This is a genomic window from Brevundimonas subvibrioides ATCC 15264 (assembly GCF_000144605.1).
Lineage (GTDB): Bacteria > Pseudomonadota > Alphaproteobacteria > Caulobacterales > Caulobacteraceae > Brevundimonas > Brevundimonas subvibrioides.
Window position 1 is genome coordinate 294,825 of sequence record NC_014375.1, and the last position, 25,342, is coordinate 320,166.

24 protein-coding genes are annotated in these 25,342 nt (G+C 69.6%); 15 read left to right on the forward strand and 9 right to left on the reverse strand.

Annotated features, from left to right (window positions below; all coding sequences use genetic code 11):
• Positions 1-157: 157 nt before the first annotated feature.
• Positions 158-973 (reverse strand): bifunctional 2-polyprenyl-6-hydroxyphenol methylase/3-demethylubiquinol 3-O-methyltransferase UbiG, encoded by an 816-nt coding sequence (ubiG, locus tag BRESU_RS01560; protein WP_013267730.1) that lies wholly within the window; start codon positions 971-973, stop codon positions 158-160.
• Positions 974-1,043: 70 nt separating this feature from the next.
• Between ubiG and BRESU_RS01565 the strand changes: the two genes are divergently transcribed.
• The 4 genes from BRESU_RS01565 to ispG all read left to right on the forward strand — a co-directional run bounded on the left by BRESU_RS01565 (position 1,044) and on the right by ispG (position 7,158).
• Positions 1,044-2,318 (forward strand): aspartate kinase, encoded by a 1,275-nt coding sequence (locus BRESU_RS01565; RefSeq protein WP_041761185.1) that lies wholly within the window; start codon positions 1,044-1,046, stop codon positions 2,316-2,318.
• A 68-nt stretch (positions 2,319-2,386) separates the two neighbouring features.
• Entirely contained in the window at positions 2,387-4,639 is a 2,253-nt protein-coding gene (ptsP, locus tag BRESU_RS01570; protein WP_041761188.1) for a phosphoenolpyruvate--protein phosphotransferase, read from the forward strand.
• A gap of 173 nt (positions 4,640-4,812) precedes the next feature.
• On the forward strand, positions 4,813-5,946 hold the full coding sequence (locus BRESU_RS01575) for a helix-turn-helix domain-containing protein (protein ID WP_013267733.1): 1,134 nt from the start codon (positions 4,813-4,815) through the stop codon (positions 5,944-5,946).
• Between the two features lie 72 nt (positions 5,947-6,018).
• Positions 6,019-7,158, forward strand: a complete 1,140-nt coding sequence (ispG, locus tag BRESU_RS01580) for a flavodoxin-dependent (E)-4-hydroxy-3-methylbut-2-enyl-diphosphate synthase (protein ID WP_013267734.1) — start codon at positions 6,019-6,021, stop codon at positions 7,156-7,158.
• A 15-nt stretch (positions 7,159-7,173) separates the two neighbouring features.
• Here the strand turns inward: ispG and BRESU_RS01585 are convergent, their stop codons facing one another.
• Complete coding sequence (locus BRESU_RS01585) at positions 7,174-7,953, reverse strand: sulfite exporter TauE/SafE family protein (protein WP_013267735.1); 780 nt, start codon at positions 7,951-7,953, stop codon at positions 7,174-7,176.
• An 85-nt stretch (positions 7,954-8,038) separates the two neighbouring features.
• Positions 8,039-8,692, reverse strand: a complete 654-nt coding sequence (locus tag BRESU_RS01590; protein WP_013267736.1) for a response regulator — start codon at positions 8,690-8,692, stop codon at positions 8,039-8,041.
• A 181-nt stretch (positions 8,693-8,873) separates the two neighbouring features.
• Here BRESU_RS01590 and prfA point away from each other — a divergent pair, with 181 nt between their 5' ends.
• The 5 genes from prfA (at position 8,874) to BRESU_RS01615 (ending at position 11,807) form a co-directional block, all read left to right on the forward strand.
• Entirely contained in the window at positions 8,874-9,941 is a 1,068-nt protein-coding gene (prfA, locus tag BRESU_RS01595) for a peptide chain release factor 1 (RefSeq protein WP_041761853.1), read from the forward strand.
• Positions 9,942-10,014: 73 nt separating this feature from the next.
• On the forward strand, positions 10,015-10,734 hold the full coding sequence (gene ccmC, locus BRESU_RS01600) for a heme ABC transporter permease CcmC (protein WP_013267738.1): 720 nt from the start codon (positions 10,015-10,017) through the stop codon (positions 10,732-10,734).
• Entirely contained in the window at positions 10,735-10,929 is a 195-nt protein-coding gene (gene ccmD / locus BRESU_RS01605) for a heme exporter protein CcmD (protein WP_013267739.1), read from the forward strand. It begins immediately after the preceding gene.
• Complete coding sequence (locus BRESU_RS01610; protein ID WP_013267740.1) at positions 10,926-11,492, forward strand: DsbE family thiol:disulfide interchange protein; 567 nt, start codon at positions 10,926-10,928, stop codon at positions 11,490-11,492. Before ccmD ends, BRESU_RS01610 begins: the two co-directional genes overlap by 4 nt.
• Positions 11,493-11,588: 96 nt before the next feature.
• Positions 11,589-11,807 carry a hypothetical protein gene (locus BRESU_RS01615; RefSeq protein ID WP_013267741.1) on the forward strand — a complete coding sequence of 73 codons (219 nt, stop codon included), beginning with the start codon at positions 11,589-11,591 and terminating at the stop codon, positions 11,805-11,807.
• Here the strand turns inward: BRESU_RS01615 and BRESU_RS01620 are convergent.
• The 3 genes from BRESU_RS01620 to ftsY all read right to left on the reverse strand — a co-directional run bounded on the left by BRESU_RS01620 (position 11,804) and on the right by ftsY (position 14,252).
• Complete coding sequence (locus BRESU_RS01620) at positions 11,804-12,406, reverse strand: MarR family winged helix-turn-helix transcriptional regulator (protein ID WP_013267742.1); 603 nt, start codon at positions 12,404-12,406, stop codon at positions 11,804-11,806. The genes BRESU_RS01615 and BRESU_RS01620 overlap by 4 nt on opposite strands.
• Before the next feature lie 208 nt (positions 12,407-12,614).
• Positions 12,615-13,310, reverse strand: coding sequence for an inner membrane-spanning protein YciB (locus tag BRESU_RS01625; protein ID WP_013267743.1), 696 nt, complete (start codon positions 13,308-13,310; stop codon positions 12,615-12,617).
• A gap of 3 nt (positions 13,311-13,313) precedes the next feature.
• The gene (ftsY, locus tag BRESU_RS01630; RefSeq protein WP_013267744.1) at positions 13,314-14,252 is read right to left on the reverse strand and encodes a signal recognition particle-docking protein FtsY; all 939 of its coding nucleotides are present in this window, start codon (positions 14,250-14,252) and stop codon (positions 13,314-13,316) included.
• A gap of 101 nt (positions 14,253-14,353) precedes the next feature.
• On the opposite strand from ftsY, the gene BRESU_RS01635 reads away from it, so the two are divergent.
• From BRESU_RS01635 to BRESU_RS01645, 3 genes are read left to right on the forward strand one after another with little or no spacing between them, the layout of a single operon-like run.
• Complete coding sequence (locus BRESU_RS01635; protein WP_013267745.1) at positions 14,354-16,399, forward strand: NAD(+) synthase; 2,046 nt, start codon at positions 14,354-14,356, stop codon at positions 16,397-16,399.
• A 56-nt stretch (positions 16,400-16,455) separates the two neighbouring features.
• Positions 16,456-17,904 carry an amidohydrolase family protein gene (locus BRESU_RS01640; RefSeq protein ID WP_013267746.1) on the forward strand — a complete coding sequence of 483 codons (1,449 nt, stop codon included), beginning with the start codon at positions 16,456-16,458 and terminating at the stop codon, positions 17,902-17,904.
• Between the two features lie 12 nt (positions 17,905-17,916).
• On the forward strand, positions 17,917-18,141 hold the full coding sequence (locus BRESU_RS01645; protein ID WP_013267747.1) for an alkylphosphonate utilization protein: 225 nt from the start codon (positions 17,917-17,919) through the stop codon (positions 18,139-18,141).
• Positions 18,142-18,391: 250 nt separating this feature from the next.
• On the opposite strand, the gene BRESU_RS01650 is transcribed toward BRESU_RS01645, so the two are convergent.
• Complete coding sequence (locus tag BRESU_RS01650) at positions 18,392-19,273, reverse strand: alpha/beta fold hydrolase (RefSeq protein WP_013267748.1); 882 nt, start codon at positions 19,271-19,273, stop codon at positions 18,392-18,394.
• Positions 19,274-19,342: 69 nt separating this feature from the next.
• Entirely contained in the window at positions 19,343-19,864 is a 522-nt protein-coding gene (locus tag BRESU_RS01655; protein WP_013267749.1) for a D-glycero-alpha-D-manno-heptose-1,7-bisphosphate 7-phosphatase, read from the reverse strand.
• A 153-nt stretch (positions 19,865-20,017) separates the two neighbouring features.
• On the opposite strand from BRESU_RS01655, the gene BRESU_RS01660 reads away from it, so the two are divergent.
• The 3 genes from BRESU_RS01660 (at position 20,018) to BRESU_RS01670 (ending at position 23,606) form a co-directional block, all read left to right on the forward strand.
• Complete coding sequence (locus tag BRESU_RS01660) at positions 20,018-21,178, forward strand: DegT/DnrJ/EryC1/StrS family aminotransferase (RefSeq protein ID WP_013267750.1); 1,161 nt, start codon at positions 20,018-20,020, stop codon at positions 21,176-21,178.
• 8 nt (positions 21,179-21,186) lie between these two features.
• Positions 21,187-22,122, forward strand: a complete 936-nt coding sequence (locus tag BRESU_RS01665; RefSeq protein WP_013267751.1) for a Gfo/Idh/MocA family protein — start codon at positions 21,187-21,189, stop codon at positions 22,120-22,122.
• 89 nt (positions 22,123-22,211) lie between these two features.
• Positions 22,212-23,606, forward strand: a complete 1,395-nt coding sequence (locus BRESU_RS01670; RefSeq protein WP_013267752.1) for an NAD-dependent succinate-semialdehyde dehydrogenase — start codon at positions 22,212-22,214, stop codon at positions 23,604-23,606.
• Here the strand turns inward: BRESU_RS01670 and BRESU_RS16725 are convergent.
• A complete protein-coding gene (locus BRESU_RS16725; protein ID WP_013267753.1) occupies positions 23,603-25,309 on the reverse strand; it encodes an MHYT domain-containing protein in 1,707 nt (568 codons plus the stop codon). The genes BRESU_RS01670 and BRESU_RS16725 overlap by 4 nt on opposite strands.
• Between the last annotated feature and the right edge of the window lie 33 nt (positions 25,310-25,342).

A 25,342-nucleotide genomic window follows, 5' to 3' on the forward strand; every position in this document is an offset into this window, starting at 1 on the left:
CATTGGATCAGAGCCTATCGATGCCATCCGGGGTCGCTGAAATCCCGTTACGAACCCGACATGTAGGTGAATTCGCGGTAAGGTGAAGCTTGAGCCGTGAGCGTGAGTCACGCTTTCGACGGGCCCACGATGTGGGCCCGTCTCAAACGATCAAGCTCTAGGCCTTCGTCGCGACCATCATGTAATTGACGTCGGCATCGGCGCTTTCGCTCCAGCGGTCCGACAGCGGGCTGTAGACCAGGCCATAGGGGCCGCTGACCGCGACCGGCTCGGCCGACAGCATCATCCGGATCTCGTCCGGCTTCACGAACTGGCGCCAGTCGTGGGTCCCGGCGGGCACCCAGCGCAGGATATACTCGGCCGCGACCTTGCCGAGGGCCAGCGACTTCAGCGTGCGGTTCAGGGTCGCCACGATCAGGATGCCGCCGGGGGCGACCAGCCGGGAACAGGCCCGCAGGAAGCTTTCCGGGTCGGCCACGTGCTCGATGATCTCCAGCACCAGGACGACGTCGAACGGCCCTGCCCCCTCGGCCTCCACCTGTTCGACGGTGGCGGCGCGATACGCGATGTCCAGACCCTGTTCGGCGGCGTGGGCCCGGGCGGTGCCGATGTTCTCGGACGAGGCGTCGATGGCCGTGACCGCGAACCCCATCCGCCGCATCGGCTCGGCGATCAGGCCGCCGCCGCAGCCGATGTCGATCAGGCTCAGGCCCGCGAAGGCCTCGCGTTTGGCAGGATCGCGAAGGAAGCGGTCGGCGACGTGGTCGCGGATGAAGGACAGCCGGGCCGGATTGAACCTGTGCAGCGGGGCGAACGGCCCGCGCGCGTCCCACCATTCGGCCGCCTGGGCCGAGAAGCGGGCGACGTCGGCGGGGTCGATACTGGCCCCTTCGGCACGATCGGCGTCGATATCGGCAAAGTCTTGCCCCGTTTGGGGTTTGCGCCCGGACGAGGGGTCGGTAGAAGCGGCCATGGCGCAAGGGTGAACCCCTTTTGCCCCCACCATGCAAGACCGGGATTTCCGCCACGATGACGCGGGCACTATGACAGGACGGGCGGCCAAGCGACTGGTGATGAAGTTCGGCGGCACCTCCATGGGCGACCTGGAGCGGATCCGCCGGGCCGCGCGCATCGTCGCCGCCGAGGTCCGGGCCGGACATTCCGTGGCCGTCGTCGTCTCCGCCATGGCGGGCAAGACCAACGAACTGGTGGCCTGGACCGACGGGGCCGGGGCGGCCGCGCCCGGCCTGCCGCTGTCGGACGACGAATACGACGTGGTGGTCGCCTCGGGCGAACAGGTGACCTCGGGCCTGCTGGCCCTGACCCTGCGCAACATGGGTCTGAACGCGCGCAGCTGGATGGGCTGGCAGATTCCCATCCTGACCGACGAGGACCATGCCCGCGCCCGCATCGTCGACGTGCCGGGCGAGGTCCTGGGGGCGGCGCTGGATGCCGGAGAGATCGCGGTGGTGCCGGGCTTCCAGGGCGTGTCGCCCTCGGGCCGGATCACGACCCTGGGCCGCGGCGGGTCGGACACCTCGGCCGTGGCGGTGGCGGCGGCGCTCGGCTGTCCGTGCGATATCTACACCGACGTCGACGGCGTCTACACCACCGACCCCCGCATCGAGAGCCGGGCACGGCGGCTGGAGAAGGTCTCCTACGAGGAGATGCTGGAGATGGCCTCGCTGGGGGCCAAGGTGCTTCAGACCCGCTCGGTCGAGCTGGCCATGGCCAAACAGGTCCCGGTGCGGGTCCTGTCCAGCTTCATCGAACCCGACGAACACGGCGTCCTGCCCGCCAAGTCCGGCACGCTCATCTGTGACGAGGAAGAAATCGTGGAAAAACGCATCGTGTCCGGCGTGACCATGAGCCGTGACGAGGCCCGGATCACCCTGCTGGGCCTGTCCGACCGGGTCGACGCCCCCGCCGACGTCTTCACCCGCCTGGCCGAGGCCAGCGTCAACGTCGACATGATCGTTCAGTCCCAGGCGCGGACCGAAGGGGCGGTCAACCTGACCTTCACCACCGGCCGCCGCGACGCTGCCCGCGCCGCCGACCTGATGCGCGCGCACCAGGCCGACATCGGCTTCGAGGAGATCCGCGTCGACGAGGACGTGGCCAAGGTCTCTGTGGTCGGCGTCGGCATGCGCAGCCACGCCGGCGTGGCCCAGACCATGTTCCGCGCCCTGGCCGACAAGGGGGTCAAGTTCCAGGCCATCTCGACCTCGGAGATCAAGATCTCGGTCCTGATCGACGCCGCCTATGCCGAACTGGCCGTCCGCGCCCTGCATTCGGCCTATGGCCTGGATGCTGTATAGCCTTCGGTGAATCCTCACCCTATCTCGGGAGAGGACAGGGAGAGCGGATGCCGATAGCGGGCGGAACGATGACGAGGGGGCCGCGCGTCCTCCTGCGCCAGATCCGCGAGGCCATGGCCGACGGCGGCCCGGCCCAGGGGCGTCTGGACGTCGTCGTCACCACCATCGCCCAGTCGATGGTGGCCGAGGTCTGCTCCATCTATCTGCGACGCGCCTCGGGCGAGCTCGAGCTGTTCGCCACCCACGGCCTGAACCGCGACGCCGTCCACGCCACCCGCCTGAAGGCCGGCGAGGGTCTGGTGGGCGAGGTCGCGCGCATGGCCCAGCCGATCAGCCTGTCGGACGCGCCCAACCACCCCAGCTTCTCGTATCGGCCGGAAACGGGCGAAGACCCCTATCACGCCTTCCTGGGTGCCCCCCTGCTGCGCGGCGGCCGTGCCATCGGCGTGCTGGTCGTCCAGAACAAGTCCGAGCGCCGCTACGACCCCGACGAGGTCGAGGACATCCAGACCATCGCCATGGTGCTGGCCGAGACCGTGGCCTCGGGCGAACTGCTGGCGCAGGAGGAGCTGCGCGACATCGAGGTCGCGCCGCACCGTCCCGAACGCATCAAGGGCCAGAGGTTCGCCGAGGGGCTGGCCTTCGGTCACGTGGTTCTGCACGAGGCCCCCCTGCCGCCGGAGCGACTGCTGGCCGAGAACCAGCAGGTCGAGGAGATCCGCCTGCGCGAGGGGCTGAACACGCTCAAGGCCTCGATCGACGCCCTGCTGGACGGGGGCCAGGGCAAGCTGGCGGGCCAGTCGTTCGAGGTGCTCGAGACCTACCGGATGTTTGCCGATGACCGGGGCTGGAACCGGTCGCTGGAAGAGGCCGTGCGGGGCGGGCTGACGGCCGAGGCCGCCGTGGACCGGGTGCGCAACGAACACCGCGCCCGCTTCGCCCAGGCGCGCGACCCCTACATCAAGGAACGGCTGCACGACTTCGAGGACCTGGCCAACCGGCTGCTCCGCGTTCTGGGCGGCGAGAAGCCGGGCCAGCGGGCGCTGCCCGACGACGCCATCCTGGTGGCCCGCAACCTGGGGCCCGCCGACCTGCTGGAGTATCCGCGCGACCGGATCCGCGGCCTCTTGATGGAGGAAGGCTCGGCGGCCAGCCATGCCGCCATCGTGGCCCGGGCGCTGCAGATCCCCTGCGTGGGCCGCCTGCAGGGCATCCGCGACCGGCTGAGCGAAGGCGATCTGGTCATCGTCGACGGCGAGACGGGCGAGGCGCATCTGCGGCCCCGGCCCGACATGCTGGAATCGGTGCAGTCGCGCATGGCGCTGCGCGACCAGCGCCAGGCCGAGTTCGCCAAGCTGCGTGACGTGCCGGCGATCACCGCCGACGGGACCCGCATCACCCTGCTGACCAATGCCGGGCTCGCGGTCGATCTAGAGAACCTCGACGCCACGGGGGCCGAGGGCATCGGCCTGTTCCGCACCGAGTTCCAGTTCATGGTGTCGGAGGAACTGCCCCGGCTGAACTCGCAGACGGCGCTGTACAAACTGGTGCTGGACGCCGCCGGCGACCGGCCGGTGACCTTCAGGACGCTCGACATCGGGGGCGACAAGGTCCTGCCCTATATGGAAACCAGCGAGCGCGAGGAGAACCCGGCCCTGGGTCGCCGCGCGATCCGGCTGGGTCTGGACCGGCCGTCCCTGCTCCGGCTCCAGCTGCGCGCGCTGCTGGCCGCGGGCGCGGGCCGCGAGCTGCGGGTCATGTTCCCCATGATCGCCACGGTGGACGAGTTCCGGGCCGCGCGCGAACTGGTCGACGTCGAATGCGAATGGGCGCGCCGTCGGGGACGGCCCCTGCCGGCCCGGCTGAGGGTCGGGGCGATGATCGAATGCCCCAGCCTGCTTTGGCATCTGGACGCGCTTCTGCCCCTGACGGACTTCGTCTCGGTCGGGTCCAACGACCTGTTCCAGTACATGTACGCCGCGGACCGGACCAATCCGCTGGTGTCGGATCGCTACGACGCCCTGTCGCCCCCGGCGCTGCGGGCCCTGCAGTCGATCCAGAAGGCCTGTGCCGAGACCGGCACGCCGGTGTCCGTCTGCGGGGAGCTGGCGGGGCGTCCGCTGGAAGCCTTCGCCCTGATCACCCTGGGATTCACGCGGCTGTCGGCCCCGGCCGGGGGCGTCGGACCCGTCAAGCGGATGATCCTGTCGGCCGATCTGGTCGCGGCCCGGCGCAGCATGGCGAACCTGCTGGGATCCTCGGCGGGCTCGATCCGCAACGAGATCGAAAGTCTGGCCCGGAAGTTGAACGTCGGTTTGTGAGGCGTCCCCGTCCGGGACGCCAACACGCTTAACAAGACGTTGATACGGCAACCGAAATGGGTTATCCACAAGACGATACGCGGGGGCCTCCGGGGGGAGGCGGTCACTGTCATACCCACATGGTAGGCGATGACTGGTTGAGTACGACGTCGGCTCTCAGGACGACGTCGAGTATGGGGTCAGGCGTCATGGCGCTGGATACGGGGACTGTCCCCGACGAGTTTCGGGCCCACCCGGACTGGAAGGACCCCGTGCCCTCCATCACGGATGCAGCGACTCTGGGCTCCGGCCTGCGCAAGGCCCGCGAGCTGTCGGGCCGGTCCATGGCCGAACTGGCCGCCGACACCCGGGTTCACGAACGCTATCTCCGCGCGCTGGAGGAGGACAACGTCTCGGCCCTGCCGTCGCGCGTCTTCGCCATCGGCTATGTCCGCGCCTATGCCGGAGCCCTGGGCCTCGACGAACAGCTGGCCGTCGAACGCTACAAGCGCGAGACGCCGGACGCCTCGGTCGCCCTCCAGGCCCCGGTCGGCGTCGCCTTCGAGGACGTCAAACGCTATTCGCCCCGCATCATCGGCGGCGTGGTCCTGCTGGCCGTGGCCGTCATCGGCTGGAACGTGTTCCAGCGCGTCAGCCTGATGCAGGCGCCCCAGCCCTCCGACATCGCCGAGGTTCCCGAAAGCTGGTCGCTGGGCGAAGTCCCCGGTCAGGATATCGTCCGCGTCGGCGCGCCGATGGCCGCCCCGCCGGACCAGACCACGCCCGCCCTCTACATCACCCCGGGCCTCGAGGCCGAGCTGACGGGCATCGACCCGACCGACACCGCCGCCGTCGCGGCCGCCGCGGCCCGCAACGCCCCGCCGGTCCAGGCCGCCTTCAACCCGCGCGGCGCCATCTACGGTGCCTCGGCCACCGCCTCCCAGGTCGTGCTGCAGGCGAAGAAGGCTGGCGCGCTCGTGGTGCGCATGGCCGACGGACGGGTGCTGTTCGCGCGTCAGCTGGCCGCGGGCGAGGCCTGGCGCGCGCCGGCCGACGTGTCCGCGATCATCGACGTGTCCGATCCGGCCGCCTTCGACGTCTATCTGAACGGCGAACTGGGCGGGGCCCTGACCGGGGTGCTGACGCCGCTGGCCCAGCTGAACACCCGCGCCCAGGCCCTGGCCCGCCAGACCGCCGCCCAGGTCCAGGCCGATGCGACCGCCGCCCAGGCCGCCGCCGCCCGCGCCACCCTGGCCACGCAGGCCGGCGTCGCCCGGACGGTCGGATCCGCCGAACAGACCCTGTCGACCACGGTCAGCCCGGGCTGATCCGGGTCCGGATCTGGGGCGTCGTCGTGCGTCATGGCCTTGTCGTCCCGACGGGCCTATATTGAGCGCGTCATGAGCGACCATTCCCACATCCGACCCTGGCGCCACATCGAGCGTCGGAAGTCCCGCCAGATCATGGTCGGCAACGTCCCGGTCGGCGGCAACGCCCCGATCAGCGTCCAGTCGATGACCAACACCCTGACGTCGGACGCCAGTGCGACGATCGGCCAGATCCGCGAACTGGAAGAGGCCGGGGCCGACATCGTCCGCGTCTCCTGCCCCGACGAGGCCTCGACCGCCGCCTTCCGCACCATCGCGCGCGAGGCGAAGGTGCCGCTCGTCGCCGACATCCATTTTCACTACAAGCGCGGCATCGAGGCCGCCGAGGCCGGCGCCGCCTGCCTGCGCATCAATCCGGGCAATATCGGCAATGCGTCGCGCGTCCGCGACGTCATCCAGGCCGCCAAGGACCATGGCTGCTCGATGCGCATCGGCGTCAACGCCGGCAGCCTCGAAAAGGAGCTGCTGGAGAAATACGGCGAGCCCTGCCCGGACGCCATGGTCGAGAGCGCGCTCAACCACGCCCGCATCCTCCAGGACCACGACTTCCACGAGTTCAAGATCTCGGTGAAGGCGTCGGACCCCTTCCTGACCGTGGCCGCCTATCAGCAGCTGGCCGAGGCCATCGACTGTCCGCTGCACCTGGGCGTCACCGAGGCCGGCCCCCTGCGCACCGGGACGATCAAGTCCGCCATCGGCATGGGCAACATGCTGTGGGCCGGGATCGGCGACACCATCCGCGTCAGCCTCGCCGCCGACCCGGTCGAGGAGATCAAGGTCGGCTTCGACATCCTGAAGTCGCTGGGCCTGCGCCACCGCGGCGTCAACATCATCGCCTGCCCCTCCTGCGCGCGTCAGGGCTTCAACGTCATCGAGACGGTGGGCATCCTGGAAGAGAAGCTGGCCCATATCGCCACGCCGATGTCGCTCTCGATCATCGGCTGCGTCGTCAACGGCCCGGGCGAGGCGCTCTACACGGACATCGGCTTCACCGGCGGCGGCGCGGGGTCGGGCGTGGTCTATCTGAACGGCAAGATCGCCCACAAACTGGCCAATGACGGCATGGTCGAGCACATCGTCGAGATGGTTGAGGCCAAGGCGGCCGAGCTCAACGCCGCCCGTGACGCCGCCGAGCTCCAGGCGGCGGAATAGCCGGAGCCCTGCCGGTCAGGCGAACACGCCCGCCAGCTGCAGACCCTGGAAGCCGGCGAGCAGCAGCAGCAGGCCGCCGACGCCATAGGTGAGGGCGCGCTGGGGCACGGTTTTCGTGATCCATCCGGCGAAGGGCGCGGCCATCAGACCGCCGACGACCAGACCGGCCACGGCCGGGAGATGGTTCTCCAGCGCATCGGCGTCCTTCCAGTGCCCTGTCATCAGGGCCCAGACGAAGGTCGCGGAGATCGCCACGGTCAGGAAGAACTCGGCCGTATTGACGGTCCCGATCGCCCGCCGCGGCTCGGCCCCGGCGCCGACCATGGCCGAGGAGACCGTCGGCCCCCAGCCGCCCCCGCCGATGGCGTCGAAGAAACCGCCGACGAGGCCCAGCGGCGCGACCAGCCAGCGGGGGATGTGGCGCGGTTTCTGGTCCCGGGTGGCGCGATACAGGATGTAGCAACCCATGCCGGCCAGATAGGCGACGATGAAGGGCTTGATCACGTCACCGTCGAGGCCGGCCAGGACATAGGCCCCGAGGCAGCCGCCGATGACGCCGGCGACGGCCAGGGGCACCAGCAGCCGCCATTCCACGTTCCGGTGCCAGATGTGGGATCCCGCCGAGGCCGCGGTCGTAAACACCTCGGCGCCATGCACGCTGGCCGAGGCGGTCGCCGGCGGCACGCCGAAGGCCAGCAGCACAGACGACGAGATCACGCCATAGGCCATCCCCAGCGCGCCATCGACCGCCTGGGCCACGACCCCGACCAGCAGAAACAGGAAAAATGTGTCCATTCACGCCCTCTGTCCCGACCCGTAGCCTGTAGCGAAGCGTGTCTGCAGCGGGAAAAACTGCCCGCGGTCGATAGCGTTCCTGCGATCAGGCCCGACCCTGGCCCGACCGGCCGGGGACCGCGCGCTGGAGCGCGCCGAGCACATCGGCCGCGCGATAGGGTTTTATCACGATCGCCTCGGCGATATCGGCATGCCGCGCGGCGGCCGTCACATTCCCGGACAGGAAGATCACCCGGGTGCCCCAGCGGGTCTTGAGCCGGCGCCCCAGGGTCGCCCCGTCGCCCTCGCCCGACAGGTTGATGTCCAGAAGCGCCACATCGATGCCGTGAAGCGCCGCGGCCGCCTCGGCCGCCTCGGCGCTGTGGAAGGGCCCCACCACCGCATGGCCCGCCTCGACCATCAGGGCGGTCAGGTCCTGGGCCATGGCCGGATCGTCCTCGACGATCATCAGCGTCAGGCCGTCCGACGGGGCGAAGATCGCCACCTCGTCCGGCACGCGGGGGGCCTGGGCGGTCAGGATGGCCCGCAGATCCGGCCACACCGCCTCGAACGGACGTCTGGGGTCCAGATCGAAGATCCCCGCCATGGCCGACAGTTCCGCCGCCTCGGACGGGCCGGGCCGTCGCCCGTCCCGGATCAGTCCGTCGTAGCGCTCCAGAAGCGCCTCGAGACGATGACGATCCGTTTCGGCGATCGCCGTCTCGTCCGCGGTACGGGCGGAGTCTGCGGTGTCTGACATGGTCGAATTCCCTCTGCGGCTCGCCTCAACCTAGGAAGGCGGGCCCGACCGCGTAACCGTCCTGACGCCATCGTGACGCCGGCGCACAAGCGCGACATCCGGCCGTGACCGGGGCGCGCATCGACATGGCCTGCCGTGGCGGAGTATGAACCGCGCCTTCGCCTGCTGCCGGAATATCCCCTTGCATCTGCCCCAGTCCAAGCTCGACCAGGTCCTGGACCGCTTCCACCAGGTGGAGGCGCGCATGGGCGCGGCCAGCGACGGGCAGGAGATCGTGCGCCTGTCCAAGGAGCACGCCGAGATGAAGCCGGTGGCGGACGCGGTGCTTGCTCTGGCCAAGGCCAGGACGGAGATCGAGGAGCTTCAGGCCATGACGGCCGATCCCGAGATGGCGGCCATGGTGGCCGACGAGCTGGAGACGCTGAACGCCCGCCTGCCGGAGATGGAGCGCGACGTCGCCCTGCTGCTGGCCCCGCGCGACGCCGACGAGAACGCCTCGGCCGTGCTGGAAGTCCGCGCCGGCACCGGCGGGGACGAGGCGGCCCTGTTCGCGGGCGACCTGTTCCGCATGTATTCCCGCTACGCGTCCACGCGCGGCTGGAAGGTCGAGCTGGACAGCGCCACCGAGGGCGACGCCGGCGGCTACAAGGAAATCATCGCCACGGTCACCGGCGACGGCGTCTTCGGCCGGCTGAAGTTCGAGAGCGGCGTGCACCGGGTCCAGCGCGTGCCGACCACCGAGGCCGGCGGCCGCATCCACACCTCGGCGGCCACCGTCGCCGTCCTGCCCGAGGTCGAGGACGTCGAGATCGACATCCAGGACAAGGACATCCGCATCGACACCTACCGCGCCTCCGGCTCGGGCGGCCAGCACGTCAACAAGACGGACTCCGCGGTGCGGATCACCCACTTCCCGTCCGGGATCGTGGTGACGTCCTCGGAAAAGTCCCAGCACGTCAATCGCGACAAGGCGATGAAGAACCTGCGGGTCCGGCTGTACGACATGCAGCGCCAGATGAAGGACAACGCCCGCTCGGACGCGCGCAAGTCCCAGGTCGGGTCGGGCGACCGGTCCGAACGCATCCGCACCTACAACTTCCCGCAAGGGCGGGTGACCGACCACCGGATTGGCCTGACCCTGCACAGCCTGCCCCAGATCCTGGAGGGCGATCTGGACGCCCTGCTGAACGCCCTGATCGCCGAGGACCAGGCCGCGCGCCTGTCCGACCTCGAAGCCGAGTTCGCCTGATCCGCCGGACGCCGTTCGTCCGCGACGACCGCGCCCTTGCCCGGCGTCGCGGCCCCGCGTAGAGCGCAAAGACATGTTCGGCCTCGCCAATCCCCAACGCTTCATGTCGTTCACCCGGCCGCTTGTGCCGGTGCTGTGGGTCGTGGCCGTCGCGCTTCTGCTGGTGGGGATCTGGCTGAGCTTCACCGCCCCGGGCGACTATCAGCAAGGCGACACCGTCCGCATCATGTTCGTCCATGTGCCGGCGTCGTCGCTGGGGCTGATGGCCTATTCGGCGCTGGGGATCTCCAGCTTCTTCGCCCTCGTCTTCCGCCATCCGCTGGCGGATGCGGCGGCGCGGGCGGCGGCCCTGCCCGGTGCCGCCTTCACCCTGCTGGCGCTGGTGACGGGCTCGCTGTGGGGCCAGCCCATGTGGGGGACCTGGTGGGTCTGGGACGCGCGGCTGACCAGCGTGCTGGTGCTGTTCCTCTTCTACCTCGGCTACATGGCCCTGCGGTCCGCCATCGACGACGAGGCCCGCGCGGCCCGGGCCGCCGCCATCCTGGGGCTGGTCGGTTTGATCAACCTGCCGATCGTGAAATTCTCTGTCGACTGGTGGAACACCCTGCATCAGCCGGCGTCGCTGCTGCGCGAGGGGGGAACCGCCCTGGCCCCTGTCTTCCTCGCCCCCCTGCTGACCATGATGGCCGCCTACGGGGCCCTGTTCCTGGCCGTCTGGCTGACGTCCATCCGCACAGAGATCGTCCGCCGTCGGGTCCAGTCGATCCGTGCCCGCATGGCGCTGGAGGCCTGAATGTTCGACCTGGACATGAGCCCCTATGCCGCCTTCGTCTGGCCCGCCTGGGGGATCAGCGCCCTCGTGCTGGGCGCGGTCGTCGCGCGCGCGGTGGCTGCGTCGCGCAAATGGAAGGCCGAGCTGAAGCGGCTGGAAGACACGCCCGCCGACCGGCCTCAAGTAGCGCCCCGCGCGGTAGGCCCACAAGAATGAGCCGCTGGTTCTCCATCATCCCGCTGGTGGTGCTGGCCTTGCTGGCCGTGCTGTTCATCGGCTGGTCGCTGAAGCGCGATCCGGAGTTCAAGCCCGCCGCCCTGGTCGGCCAGACGGTGCCGGAGACGGTCCTGCCCATCCTGCAGGACGGCGTGCCCGGCCCCCAGAATGTCGACATCCGCACGGCCGGCGTCGGCAAGCCGATGATCGTCAACGTCTTCGCCAGCTGGTGCGCCCCCTGCCGGGTCGAGCACCCCCAGCTGCTCAAGCTGCAGGCCCAGGGGATCGCTGTCGTCGGCATCGCCTACAAGGACGAACCCGAGGCCACCCAGGCCTTCCTCGACGAACTGGGCGACCCCTTCGCCATGGTCCTGGTCGATCAGGACGGCCGGGCGGGTCTGGAGATGGGGATTTCGGGCGTGCCCGAGAGTTTCGCCGTCAACGCCATGGGCGAGGTGGTGGCCAAGTCCTCCGGCCCCCTGCTGACCGACGCCGACCTGAAACGGATGACCGACGCCCTGGTCGCCCCCTCGCGCCCCCTGCCCACCGCCACGTCGCGATAGACCCGCGCTCAAGCCGCGAGGCTGCGGCGGGCCGGGCTTCAGCGCCCCCACAATCCCGTTAACCCTTTATCGACAGGAATCGTTAACCCTGTCCGCATGAGCGCGATTCGTCCCGACCTGCCGGCCACCCTGCCGACCGCCCCGAACGGCCAGGCGGTCCAGATGCGCGCGGCCCAGGCGGCCTTCTTCCGGGCCGCGATGGGGGACGTTCAGGCGGCCGCGCCCCAGCGCCCGGCACCCACGACCGCAACCGCGTCAGCCTCCGACACCCCGCGCCTGCCCCGCCCGGGTCAGCTGCTGGATATCCGGGTCTAGGCGACCGGCTCGGCGACCTTCGCCTTCTTGGCCTTGCGGACCTTGCCGGCGGGCTCGGCCGCCTTCCTCGCCGCCTTTTCCGCCTTCCGGGCTTCCTTCTGGGCCTTCTTCAGCGCCTTGGCGTCGGCCTTGGCCTGTTCAGGCGCGGCATCGGCGGAGGCGGCCAGTTCGCCCAGCAGTTCCAGAAACACGTCGCGCTTGCCCTTGGGCAGCAGACCCATGATCCGCTTGTCGGCCGCCTCGACGCGGGGACGGGCCGCCTCCAGCAAGGCCTTGCCCTCGTCCGACAGGCTGACGGCCATGGCGCGGGCATCCAGGCTGGAGCGTTCGCGGGCCAGAAGGCCCTTGGTGGTCATGCGGGCGACCAGATCGGCCAGGGTGGAGCGATCGATGCCCGTCGCCTTGACCAGATCGGTCTGGGTCAGGCCGGACTTGACCGACACGGCCTCCATTACCGCGAACTGGCGCTGGGTGGGACCGTCGGACCCGGCTTCCTCGGAATAGATGTCGAGCGCCAGCTGCAGCACCCGGTGCATCAGATGGCTGGGCGAATCCGCCAGCGTTCCCGCCCGCCTCGCCTGTTTGCCGGACTTGACCATCGAACGCATCCCTCTGCCGTATGCGGAGGGTTATCAGTGACGCTTTACAGATTTATGGCGCTGCGCGCCGGGCCGTTGTCACGGCGCGCTATCGTTCGCGCCACGGGCGCGCCCTGCTTGAGCGCAGTTTGCCTGGCCGCTGACGCGGGGCGCTATGGTCGGCTCGCGGAGCCTCCCGACCTGAGCGCAAACAGTATTGTCTTTCGGCTCAGGGCGCGGTGTCGGGCCGGGCGGGGGCCGACGGGTCGACGGGGCCGTCCCTGTCCGCGTCGGGCAGCATGTTCTTCATGATCAGCGGCACCTGCGACAGGCCGAACACGGACGAGGCGATCCACAGCACGCCGCGGAAGCTGACCCAGACGTCGGCCGGATCGACGCCCGTCATGCCGACCCGCGCCGCGACCCAGGCCACCAGGGCCTCCGACCGCACCAGCTCGTTGACCACGGCCACGGCCAGAAAATAGAGCCCGTAGCGGAACGTCAGCGTCCGCCACGCCGCGTCGTTGATCGGCAGGACGGTGCCCAGCAGGGCCTTCAGCGGCTGTTTGCCCAGCCGCAGACCGCCCAGAAGCGCCACGGCCAGGGAGGCGTTCAGCACCGTCACCTTCACCTTGACCCAGACGTCGTCATTGGTCAGCAGGGTCAGGACCCCGAACACCAGGGCGAACCCGCCGACCAGCAGCGGCATCAGCGCCAGTCGCTTCTCGACCAGCAGGCCGACGATCACGGCGACGGCCGACCCGCCGACCAGCGCCCAGGTCGCATGCACCAGGGCCTCGTCGCCCGGCAGGCCGCGCAGGCGGAAGACCAGGAAGGTCACGCCAAACGCCAGAAGCGCGCCGAAATCGACCAGCTGGCGGACCCAGGGCGGCGGGCCGGCGCGGGGGGGCTGTGCGTCGGTCATGGTCTAGTCTTCCAGTCCGACCAGCGAGCGCGCGAACGCCCGGGCGTCGAAGGGTTGCAGGTCGTCGATCCCCTCGCCCACCCCGATCAGCTTGATGGGGGCATCGGACGCCTGGGCCACGGGCACCAGGACCCCGCCGCGCGCAGTGCCGTCCAGCTTGGTCATCACCAGACCCGACACGAAGGCGGTTCGGCCGAAGATCTGTTCCTGGGCCAGGGCGTTGCGGCCCACGGTGGCGTCCAGCACCAGCAGGGTCTCGTGCGGCGCGTCCGGATCGATCTTCTTCAGCACCCGAACGATCTTAAGCAGCTCGTCCATCAGGGCGGACTTGTTCTGCAGCCGCCCGGCCGTGTCGATCAGGATGACGTCGTAGTTCTCGGCCCTGGCCTTGGTGTAGGCATCGAACGCGAGGCCCGCCGGGTCGGCCCCGTCGCGGCGACTCTCGAAATCGGCCCCGGCGCGCTCGGCCCAGACCTTCAGCTGCTCGCGGGCGGCGGCGCGGAAGGTGTCGCCGGCCACGATCATGACCCTGGCGCCCTTGCCCGTCAGGTCGGCGGCGATCTTGCCCAGCGTCGTGGTCTTGCCCGATCCGTTGACGCCGACGAACAGCACGACATACGGCTTGATGCCCTCCGACAGCGGATCGAAGGTCGCCTGACGCGGCAGCAGCTCGGCGGCGACCGCCTCGGCCAGGGCCTCCTTGACCTCGCGCTCGTCGGACACCTTGCCGAACCTCAGCTCGCGGAAGCGGGCGACGATGCGGTCCGTGGCGGCCGGCCCCAGATCGCTTTCCAGCAGATGCTCTTCCAGCCGGTCCAGCGCGGCCTCGCTCAGCGGCTCCTTGACGAAGGTGCCCACGACCGTCTCGGTCATCTGCTGGCTGGAGCGGGCCAGCCCCGCGCTGAGGCGCTGGAACCAGCCCTTCTTCGGCGTGTCGGTCATAGGGAAGGGCTTTAGCCGTCGCGGGCGGGCAGGTCACGGGGTAACGTGGCCATGTCGCGACTTTGGCTCTATATGAGCATAACCCGTCTCGAGGACCTGCCTTGGCCGAACCGCACCCGTTCCACGCCCCCCGCACCCACGGCTTCGTCCGCGTCGCGGCGGCCACGCCGGTGGTCCATATCGCCGACCCGGCCGCCAATGCCGAAGAACACGTCGCCCTGATTCGCCAGGCGGGCGCACAGGGTTGCGACCTCATCGTCTTCCCCGAGCTGAGCCTGAGCGGCTACGCCATCGACGATCTGCACATGCAGGCGGCCCTGCTGGCCGAGGTCGATCGCCAGATCGGGCATCTGGCCCGGGTCGCGGGCGAGGCGGGGCTGGTCGCGGTCGTCGGCGCCCCCGTCCGGCATGGCGACCGCCTGCTGAACACCGCCGTGGTGCTGGCGGGCGGCGAGGTCACCGGCGTCGTGCCCAAGACCTATCTGCCGAACTACCGCGAATACTACGAGAAGCGCTGGTTCTCGTCCGGCGACGACATCGGGGCGGAGACGCTCCGGATCGGCGGCCAGGACAGCTGGGTCGGCACGCGGCTGCTGTTCGAGGCCGACGACCGGCCGGGCTTCGTCGTCGGCGTCGAGATCTGCGAGGACTTCTGGGCCCCCGTGCCGCCGTCCACCCGTCAGGCCCTGGCGGGCGCGCGCATCCTGCTGAACCTGTCGGCCTCCAACATCGTCATCGGCAAGGCGGACGAACGCGCCATGCTGTGTTCCAGCCAGTCGGCGCGGACCCTGTCGGCCTACGTCTTCACCGCCTCCGGCTGGGGCGAAAGCACCACCGACCTGGCCTGGGACGGTCAGGCGACGATCCACGAACTGGGCGCGAAACTGGCGTCGGGCGAGCGGTTCGCGCTGGAGAGCCATCTGACGGTCGCCGACATCGACATCGAGCGGATCGGCCAGGACCGGCTGCGCAACGGCACCTTCGCCGACTGCGCCCGGCGCGAGCTGGACGAGGAAGGCTATATCCGGCTGGGGTTCCGGACCCGCGACGCCGCGCCCGCCGGGCCGTTGATCCGCCCGCTGGACCGGTTCCCCTTCGTACCGGACGATCCCGCCCGTCTGGACCAGGACTGTTTCGAGGCCTTCAACATCCAGGTCCAGGGCCTGATGCGCCGGATGACGGCGACGGGGGCCGAGCGGCTGTGCATCGGCGTGTCGGGCGGTCTGGATTCGACCCAGGCCCTACTGGTCGCCTGCCGCGCCTTCGACCGGCTGAACCTGCCGCGGACGAACATCCTCGGCTTCACCATGCCGGGTTTCGCGACCTCGGACGGGACGAAGTCCAACGCCTGGGCCCTGATGACCGCCCTCGGAGTCACGGGCGCGGAGATCGACATCCGCCCCGCCGCCGAGCGCATGCTGGCCGACATCAAACATCCCTATGCGGACGGCCAGCCCGTCCACGACATCACCTTCGAGAACGTTCAGGCGGGCTTGCGCACCGACTACCTGTTCCGGCTGGCCAACCAGAACCGGGCCTTCGTGCTGGGCACCGGCGACCTGTCGGAACTGGCGCTGGGCTGGGCCACCTATGGCGTCGGCGACCATATGAGCCACTACAACGTCAACGGCGGCGTGGCGAAGACCCTGATCCGGCACCTGATCCGCTGGGTCGCCGATCGCGAGCCCGATGGCGGTGCGGCCGACGTCCTGTACGCCATTCTGGACACGGAGATCTCGCCCGAATTGGTCCCGGCCGGCGCGGACGGACAGATCCAGTCGACGGAAGCCACCGTCGGCCCCTATGCGCTGAACGACTTCTTCCTGTTCCACATCACCCGTTACGGCATGAGCCCGTCGAAGGTCGCCTTCCTGGCCCATCAGGCCTGGGGCGATGCCGCCCGCGGCCACTGGCCGGCGAACACGCCCGACGCCGAACGCGTCAGTTACGATCTGCCGACCATCAAGGGCTGGCTGCGGAAATTCCTGGTCCGCTTCTTCCAGACCAGCCAGTTCAAGCGCTCGGCCCTGCCCAACGGGCCCAAGGTCGTCACCGGCGGCTCCCTGTCGCCGCGCGGCGACTGGCGCGCGCCCTCGGACGGCAACGCGCGGGTGTGGCTGGACGAGCTGGACGCCAACGTCCCCTGACGCCGACGCCCGACCGGGCCCCTCGACAGGGGGCGCAGGGCGGGCTTGGATGGATCATGACCCGATCCCTGATCCGCGCCCTGCTCGCCGCCACCGCCCTTTTCACGGCCGTACCGGTTCAGGCGCAGGCCCCTGCCGCAACCCCGACACAGGCCGCCGGCCCCGCGCCCTATGTCGCCTATGCCCAGTCCCGCATCCTGATCCGCGACGTCCAGCTGATCGACGGGACCGGAGCGGCCGCGCGGCCGGGCATGAGCGTGCTGATGGAGAACGGCCGGATCGTTCGCGTCGCTCCGGCGGCCGAGCTGACCGACACCGGCGACGCCACCGTCATCGACGGCCGGGGCAAGACCCTGATGCCCGGCCTCGTGCTGATGCACGAGCACATGTTCTACCCGACCGGCCGGGCCAACTATACCGAGATGGTCTACAGCTTTCCCCGCCTGTACCTGGCCGGCGGCGTGACCAGCCTGCGCACGGCCGGGACCATGGCCCCCTATGCCGACCTGAACCTGCGCGACGAGATCGCGGCCGGACGGATCCCGGGACCGGACATCGACGTGACCGCCCCCTATCTGAACGGGCCGGGCCTGCCGATCCTGAAGGTCAACGCCCTGGGCGACGTCGCCGATGCCGAGCGGATGGTGACCTACTGGGCCGACGAGGGGGCCACCTCCTACAAGGTCTATATGCAGATCACCCGGGCCGAACTGGCCCGGATCGTCGAGCTGGCCCATGCGCGGGACCAGCGCGTCACCGGCCACCTGTGCTCGGTCACCTATCGCGAGGCGGCCGAGGCGGGCATCGACAATCTGGAGCACGGCTTCTACGCCGCCAGCGATTTCGTCGCCGACAAACAGCCCGATGTCTGCCCGACCGGCGGCGCGGTCCAGGCCTCGCTGATGGCGCTGGACCCCGACGGGCCCGAGGCGGCGGCCCTGATCCGGTTCCTGGTCGATCACGACGTCACCCTGACCTCGACCCTGACCATCTTCGAGACCACCACCCCAGGCCGGCCCATGGCCCCCGAGGCCGCGCGCGACCTGCTGATCCCCCAGATCCGCGCGCAGTACGAGGCGGGCTGGACGCGAGTGCAGGCCAGCACCAACCCGGCCGCGCCCGGCTTCCTGCAGCGGATGATGCGGATGGAGCGGAACTTCGCCAACGCGGGCGGGCGACTGGTCGCCGGCACCGACCCGACCGGCTACGGCGGCGTCATCCCAGGCTGGTCGTCCAAGCGCCAGCTGCAGTTGATGGTCGAGGCCGGCTTTCCGATCGAGGCGGCGGTGCGGATCGCCACCCTGGACGGCGCGCGGTTCCTGGGCCGGGAGGCGGACATCGGCTCCATCGAGGCGGGCAAGCGGGCCGATCTGGTGCTGGTCGACGGCGACCCGGTGGCCGATGCGGCCGCGCTGGACCGCATGCCCCTCGTCTTCAAGGCGGGCGTCGGCTACGACACGGCCGCCATCTTCGCCAGCCTGCAGTCGAGCGTGGGCCTGAACTGAACGGACCCCGACGTGAGCGACACTCCGACGAAAGATTCCAACGGCAACATCCTGTCTGACGGCGACAGCGTGACCCTGATCAAGGACCTGAAGGTCAAGGGCTCGGGCGGGGTGACGCTGAAGCGCGGCACGATGGTCAAGAACATCCGCCTGACCGACGACACCGACGAGATCGAGGCCAATGTCGACAAGGTGCGCGGCCTGGTGCTCAGGACCGAGTTCGTCCGCAAGGCCTGACCGAGACCCGAATAAAGGAATTTATTCCTGACGCGCTCTTGCGTCCGATCCTGTCCGCTTCCATCTGGAACGGCGGGTCTTTGACAGGTCGGGGTGTGAGGAACGCGCGCCGGTCAGGACCGCCCGATTTCCGATAATCTGGCACGATCCCGGGCGCCAGTCCGGTCCGGCCCTTGAGAACGCTCGCTTTTCTGTCGCTGTGGCAGGCGTGGCACCCGTTTTTTGTGGCACCTCGGTCCCGGCCGTCTGGTCAGGGAATGTCCCGCAGGAACTCGAAGATCGCGGCCTTCGCTTCCGGTTCGTCCAGCATCGGCGCATGGCCGACGCCGGGAACCTCGGCATAGGCCATGTCCGGGGCGGCCTTCTTCATCCGGTCGGCGATGTCGGCCCCCAGCAGGTCCGAGGTCGCGCCCCGGATCAGCAGGGTCGGGCGCTTGCGGGCCAGGCGGCGGAAGTACGGCCACAGGTTCGGGGCCAGGGCCTTGGGCCCCGCCGCCCGGATCGGCACGGCGATGTCGGGGTCGTAGTCGAGGACCGGCGAGCCTTCCGTCCCCTCGCGGAAGGTCCGGCGCGCGAAGGCGTCCCAGTCCGCATCCGAATAGTGCGGCAGGGCGACGCTGTTGATCCGCTTCGCATAGGCGGCGGCGGCCTCCCAGGTCGGGGTCTCGACCGGCTGGCCAGAATAGGCGGCGATCCGGGCCAGGCCCTCGGGCGACACCTGGGGGCCGATGTCGTTCAGGATGGCGGCGGCGACGACGCGGGTCTTCAGGGCCGCCAGCGCCATGGTGATCAGCCCGCCCATGGAGGTGCCCAGGAAGACGGCGCGCGCGATGCCGGCCTGTTCCAGCAGGGCCAGGACGTCCTTGGCATAGACCGGCGGCTGGTAGGTCATGGGATCGGTGGCGCGATCCGACCGGCCGCGACCGCGCACGTCCAGCGCCAGAACGCGCCGGCCGCCCCGCGCGATCAGGGGCGCGATGGCGTCGAAGTCGGCGCTGTTGCGCGTCAGGCCGTGGATGGCGATCACCGGCAGTTTCGCCGGACCGTCCGCCCCCGGATAGTCGCGCGCGAACAGGCTGAGGCCGTCGGACGAGGTCCATCGCCGTTCGGAAAAACCGTTTGAATCGGGCATCGGATCGCCTTCCTGACAACAACGCCCCCGCGTCGGACCAGATCTATTTCATCGCCGGACGAATTGCGATCAACCGCCCAGCAGGTCGCGGACGAAATGATCCAGATTGCCGCCCTCGAACAGAAAGCCCGGCAGACTGGCCCGTCGGGCTGCCTCCAGGTCGCTCTGGCGGTCCCCGATCAGGAAGGACCGCGCCGGGTCGATGTGATGGTCGGCGATGGCCCGCAGGATCATCCCGGGATTGGGTTTGCGGTCCGGGTGGTCCGGGTGCCGGTATCGCGGGTCCTGCGCCTCCGCGTGGAACGGGCAGGCATAGACCGCGCCGATCCGGGCGCCCTTGCCGGCCAGCCGCCGCACGAGCAGGTCGTTGAACCGGTTCATCCGGTCCTCGTCGAACAGGCCGCGCGCCACGCCGGACTGGTTGGTCACGATGACCGCCATATAGCCCAGGCCGTTCAGCCGCCGCACCGCCTCGGCCGCCCCGGGGATCAGGATCAGGTGCTCGTCCAGATGCGGATAGCCGCTGTCCTCGATCAGGACGCCGTCGCGGTCCAGAAAGACCGCGGGGACACTGGGCTGGGGATCGGTCAAGGCAAGGCACTCCGGGTACTGACCGGCCACTGGTAGAAGCGACCGTTGCAAGGCGCAACGCGAAGTGACCCCGTCGTGTTTGGCGTTCACCGGTCCGGTGGGCTAGACCGCGACCACCTTCGACGGCGAGGCCGTCCGCAGAGAGGCACCCCCATGAGCATCGCCTTCATCGACCTGCAGGCCCAGCGCCGCCGTCTGGGCGGCAAGATCGAGGCCGCCATGATGGCCGCCGTCGAGAGCGGGGCCTATGTGATGGGCCCGCCGGTGCGCGAGTTCGAACAGGCGCTGGCGACCTTCGGCCAGGCGAAGCACGCCCTGGGCTGCGCCAACGGGACCGAGGCCCTGGTCCTGCCGCTGATGGCCTGGGGCATCCGTCCGGGCGACGCGGTCTTCGTGCCCTCCTTCACCTTCTGCGCCACCGCCGAGGTCGTGCCGTGGCTGGGCGCGACGCCGGTCTTCATCGACATCGACGCGAAGACCTACAACATGGATCCCGGCCATCTGGAGGCCGCCATCGAGGCCACGATCGCCGAAGGCAAGCTGCGGCCCAGGGTCGTCATCGCGGTCGACCTGTTCGGCCAGCCCGCCGACTATCCGGCGATCCGGGCGATCTGCGACCGGCACGGCCTGAAGCTGATCTCGGATTCGGCCCAGGGCTTCGGCTGCACCATCAACGGCGATCACCCGCTGAAATGGGCCGACGTGACCACCGCCAGCTTCTTCCCCGCCAAGCCGCTGGGCTGCTACGGCGACGGCGGCGCGGTCCTGACCGACGACGACGACCTGGCCCAGGAGATGGATTCCTACCGCGTGCACGGCAAGGCGGTCGCCAAGGACCTGGTGGGTCGGACCTTCGAGCACGACACCAAATATCTGAACATGCGGGTCGGGATGAACTCGCGCCTCGACACGGTCCAGGCCGCCGTCCTGATCGAGAAGCTGAAGGTCTTCCCCGAGGAGATCGAATGGCGCAACCGTATCGCCGCCCGCTACAACGACCTGCTGGCCCCCCACGTGACCGCCGTGCCCTTCGTGCCGGCCGGCAACGTCTCGAACTGGGCCCAGTACACGATCGAGCATCCGGACCGGGACGGTCTGGCCGCCCACCTGAAGAATGAGGGCGTGCCCTCGGCGGTCTATTACCCCATCCCCTGCCACCTCCAGCCGGCCTATGAGCACCATCCGCGCGGCCCGCAGGGCCTGCCGGTGACCGAGGCCAAGAAGGAGACGGTCATCAGCCTGCCGATGCACTCCGATCTGGACGAGGCGACCCAGGACCGGATCGTCGCCGCCGTCGCCAGCTACAAGGGCTAGGACACACCATGCCGAACCATCCCGCCCCCCTGAAGGTCGGCGTCGCCGGCGTCGGCGTCATGGGCCGCAACCACGCCCGCGTCCTGTCCGACATCCGCGACTTCGATGTCACGACCATCTTCGACATGGACGACCTGACCGCGAAGGGCGTGGCCGATCTGTACGACGCGACCCCGGTCACGACGGCCCAGGCCTTCGTCGACGCCGGGCTGGACGCAGCCGTGGTTTCCACCCCCAACCGCACCCACGCCGACCTGTCGGTGGCTCTGCTGGAAAAGGGCGTCCACGTCCTGGTCGAGAAGCCGATCGCCGCCACCGTCGCCGATGCCCGGCGCATGATCGACGCAGCGAAGGCCAACGACCGCGTGCTGATGGTCGGTCAGGTCGAGCGGTTCAATCCGGCGGTCGAGGCGGTCAAACGCGCCATCGCCGACGAACAGGTCATCTCGATCCAGATCACGCGCGTCGGCCCCTTCCCTCCGCGCATGGGCGAGGTGGGCGTGGTCATCGACCTGGCGGTGCACGACATCGACATCATCCGCCACCTGACCGGTTCCGAGGTCGCCGAGGTCCAGCCGCAGCTGGCCCGCACCCGCGCCGAGCGCGAGGACACCGCCCTGCTCCAGTTCCGCATGGACAACGGCGTGATCGCCCACATCACCACAAATTGGGTCACGCCCTACAAGGTTCGCACCCTTCAGGTCGCGACCCAGGGCAAGTTCGTCGTCGCCGACCTGATGACCCGCCAGGTCACCGAGTATTTCGGCCAGCAACCCGACGGCAGCTACCAGACCCGCGCGGTCAACTCCTGGCCCAACGAACCGCTGAAGAAGGAGCTGGAAAGCTTCGCCCACGCCATCCGCACCGGCGAGGCCCCGGCCGTCACGGGCGAGGACGGCCTGCGCAATCTGGAAGTCGCGCTGAGGTGCCTCGGCGAGGGCTGATCCCCGCCCTGCCCCGGGCGCTGCCACTGTGTCGCGGCAACCGCGACGCATGCCTGACGTTTCCGCAGCCCGCAGCCTGAGGACACGCCATGGCCTATCGTACGCTCAACCCCTTCACCGAACAGCTGGTCCGGGAATACCCCGAGCATACGGACGCCCAGGTCGAGGCGGCGCTGGCGAAGGCCGATGCCCTGTTCCGCTCGGACTGGTCGCAGGGCGACATGGCGCCCCGTCTGGCGGTCCTGGCCCGCATGGCCGAGCTGTTGACCGAACGCTCCGACACCCTGGCCCAGGCCATGGCCACCGAGATGGGCAAGCTCGTCGAACAGGGGGCCGGAGAGATCCAGCTCTGCGCCGGGATCGCGAAATACTATGCCGAGAACGCGGCCGAGTTCCTGAAGCCCGAGACCATCGACACGGACCTGGGCGAGGCCTGGGTCCAGCATCATCCCATCGGCGTCCTGATCGCCGTGGAGCCCTGGAACTTTCCGATCTACCAGCTGATCCGCGTCATCGCCCCGGCGATCGCGGTCGGCAATCCGGTCATGTTCAAGCATGCGGGGATCGTTCCCCACTGCGCCGAACTGTTCGAACAGCTGGTCCGAGACGCGGGCGCGCCGGAGGGGGCGGTGACCAACCTCTATGTCTCGTCCGGAACGGTGGCCGAACTGATCGGCGACGACCGGGTCCAGGGCGTGGCCCTGACCGGCTCCGAGGACGCGGGCAGCAAGGTCTCGGCCCGGGCGTCGGAAAAGCTGAAGAAATCCACGCTGGAGCTGGGCGGGGCGGACGTCTTCGTCGTGCTGGACGACGCCGACATCGAACGGGCCGCCGAGATCGGCACCCAGGCCCGTCTGGCCAACGCCGGCCAGGTCTGCACCGCGGCCAAGCGGTTCATCGTCCATGAGGCCGTCGCCGAGGCCTTCCTGACGGCCTTCAAGGCCAATATGGGTGCCGCCGTTCTCGGCGACCCGATGGACCCGTCGACGACGCTGGGGCCGCTCTCGTCGGAGGACGCCCTGAACGGGCTCGAAAAGCAGGTCGACGCCGCGGTCTCCGCCGGGGCCACCGTGCTCGCAGGCGGCAAGCGGGCCGACCGCACCGGCTTCTTCTTCGAACCCACCATCCTGACCGACATCGCCCGGGACAATCCCGCCTATTTCGAGGAGTTCTTCGGACCGGTCGCCATGGTGCATGTCGTCAAGGACGACGACGAGGTCGTCCGGATCGCCAACGATTCCCACTATGGCCTGGGCGGTTCGATCTTCGCCGGCGACATCGACCGGGCCCGGACGCTGGCGACGCGGATCGAGACCGGCATGGTCTTCATCAACACGGCCACCACCTCGATGCCCGAACTGCCTTTCGGCGGCGTCAAACGCTCCGGCTTCGGCCGCGAGCTGGGCGACGTGGGCATCAAGGAGTTCGTGAACCGCAAGCTGGTCGTGATCGCCTCGGGCGAGGCGGTGCAGACCGTCGGCTAGGGCGCGGGCACGGTCCCCAGCGCCGCGTCGATCGCCGGATCGGCCCGGCGGCCGGGGGCCGGATCCAGAGACAGCCGCGCCCGCAGCCCGGTGTCGCTGTAGTCCATGTCCGCGGACCCGTTCAGGTCGCCCTTCAGGCTGGTGGCGATCAGGCGCGAGCCGAACCCCCTCTGCCGCGGCGGGCTGGCCGGCGGGCCCCCGGTTTCGGCCCAGTCGAGCGTGATGCGGCCGTCGTCGCCCGGCTCCGACCACGACGCGGTCACACAGCCCTCGGGGTGGCTGAGCGCCCCGTGCTTGGCGGCATTGGTGGCCATCTCGTGGATCACCATCCCCATGGCCAGGGCCTGCGGGGCCTCGAACGTGACGTCCGGCCCTTCGAGCCTGACCTGCTCGGGCGCATAGGGCCGGAACTCCTTGGCCAGCAGGTCGCTCAGCGTCGCCTGTTCCCAGCCCGAGGCCGTCAGCAGGTTGTGGGTGTCGGACAGCGCCATCAGCCGGGCCTCGAACAGGCGCGAGAACTCTTCCACCGACCCGGACCGGCGCGCCGTCAGGGTTGCGATCGACTGGATGGTGGCGAGGGTGTTCTTCACCCGGTGGTTCAATTCGTTGATCAGCAGCTTCTGGCGGCGTTCGCTGGTCTCCAACGCCTCGAACGCCCGACGGCGATCGGTGATGTCGCTGACCACGCCGGCCAGCTTCAGCGGGCGGCCCGAGCGGGACCGGACCAGGCTTCCGCGCGACTGGACCCAGCGATCGGTGCCGACGATCGGGTATTCGACGTCATAGTCCGCCTCGCCCGCGATCGCGGCCTCTAGGGCGACGGCGCGGGCTGCGACATGGTTTGCATCGGCGAGCCAGACAGGGTTCATCAGATCGCCGTCCGGACGATCCGCCGGATGGCAGATCAGCTCGCGGGCGCGCGGCGACAGGACGAAGGAACGGTCCTTCAGATTGACCTCCCAGTAGCCCACCCCGGCCGCGGCCAGCACCTGGACCAGGCCCGCGCGCGCGTCGGCCATGGAGGCGGCCAGGGCGATGAACAGGATGCCCGCCGTGACGGCGGCGATGCTGATGGCGATGGCCAGCGGCGAGGCCCCGCCGGCCTCCATGGCGACCTCGACCGTTCGCAGCTCGAGCGCGGCCATGCCCGTGTAGTGCATGCCCACGACCGCCAGGCCCAGAATGGCGGCCGCCACCGTCCGCCACGGAAGGGACGTTTCACGCCGGGCGGCCCAGAGCGCGGTGATGGAGGCTCCGATGGCGATGGCGACCGAGACCCCGACCTGACCTGCGTGCCATCCGACCGTCGCGGTCGTCTCCATCGCGGCCATGCCGACGTAGTGCATGCTGGCGATGGCCAGGCCCATCACCGTGCCGGCGAGGGGAATCCGCCCCGGTCCCAGCTGCTGGCGGGCCGCGGCCGTGAAGGCTGCCGCCGTACCGGCCACGGCGAGGCCGAACGACGCGATCGTGAGAAGGGGGTCGTAGTGAACCGGCGCGCCGGGGTCGAAGCCCAGCATGGCGATGAAATGCATCGCCCAGACACCCCCGCCCATGGCGAACGCCGCCGCGCCGAGCCACAGGGCCCGGTCGCGTCCCTCGCGCCCGCGGACGCGCTGGAACAGGTCCAGCGCCGTCCAGCCGGCGAGCACCGCGACCGCATAGGCCAGAAGCAGGAAGGTCACGCCGTTGTGGTGATGCAAGTCGATTACCGTACAGAAGTCACGGGGTTATCG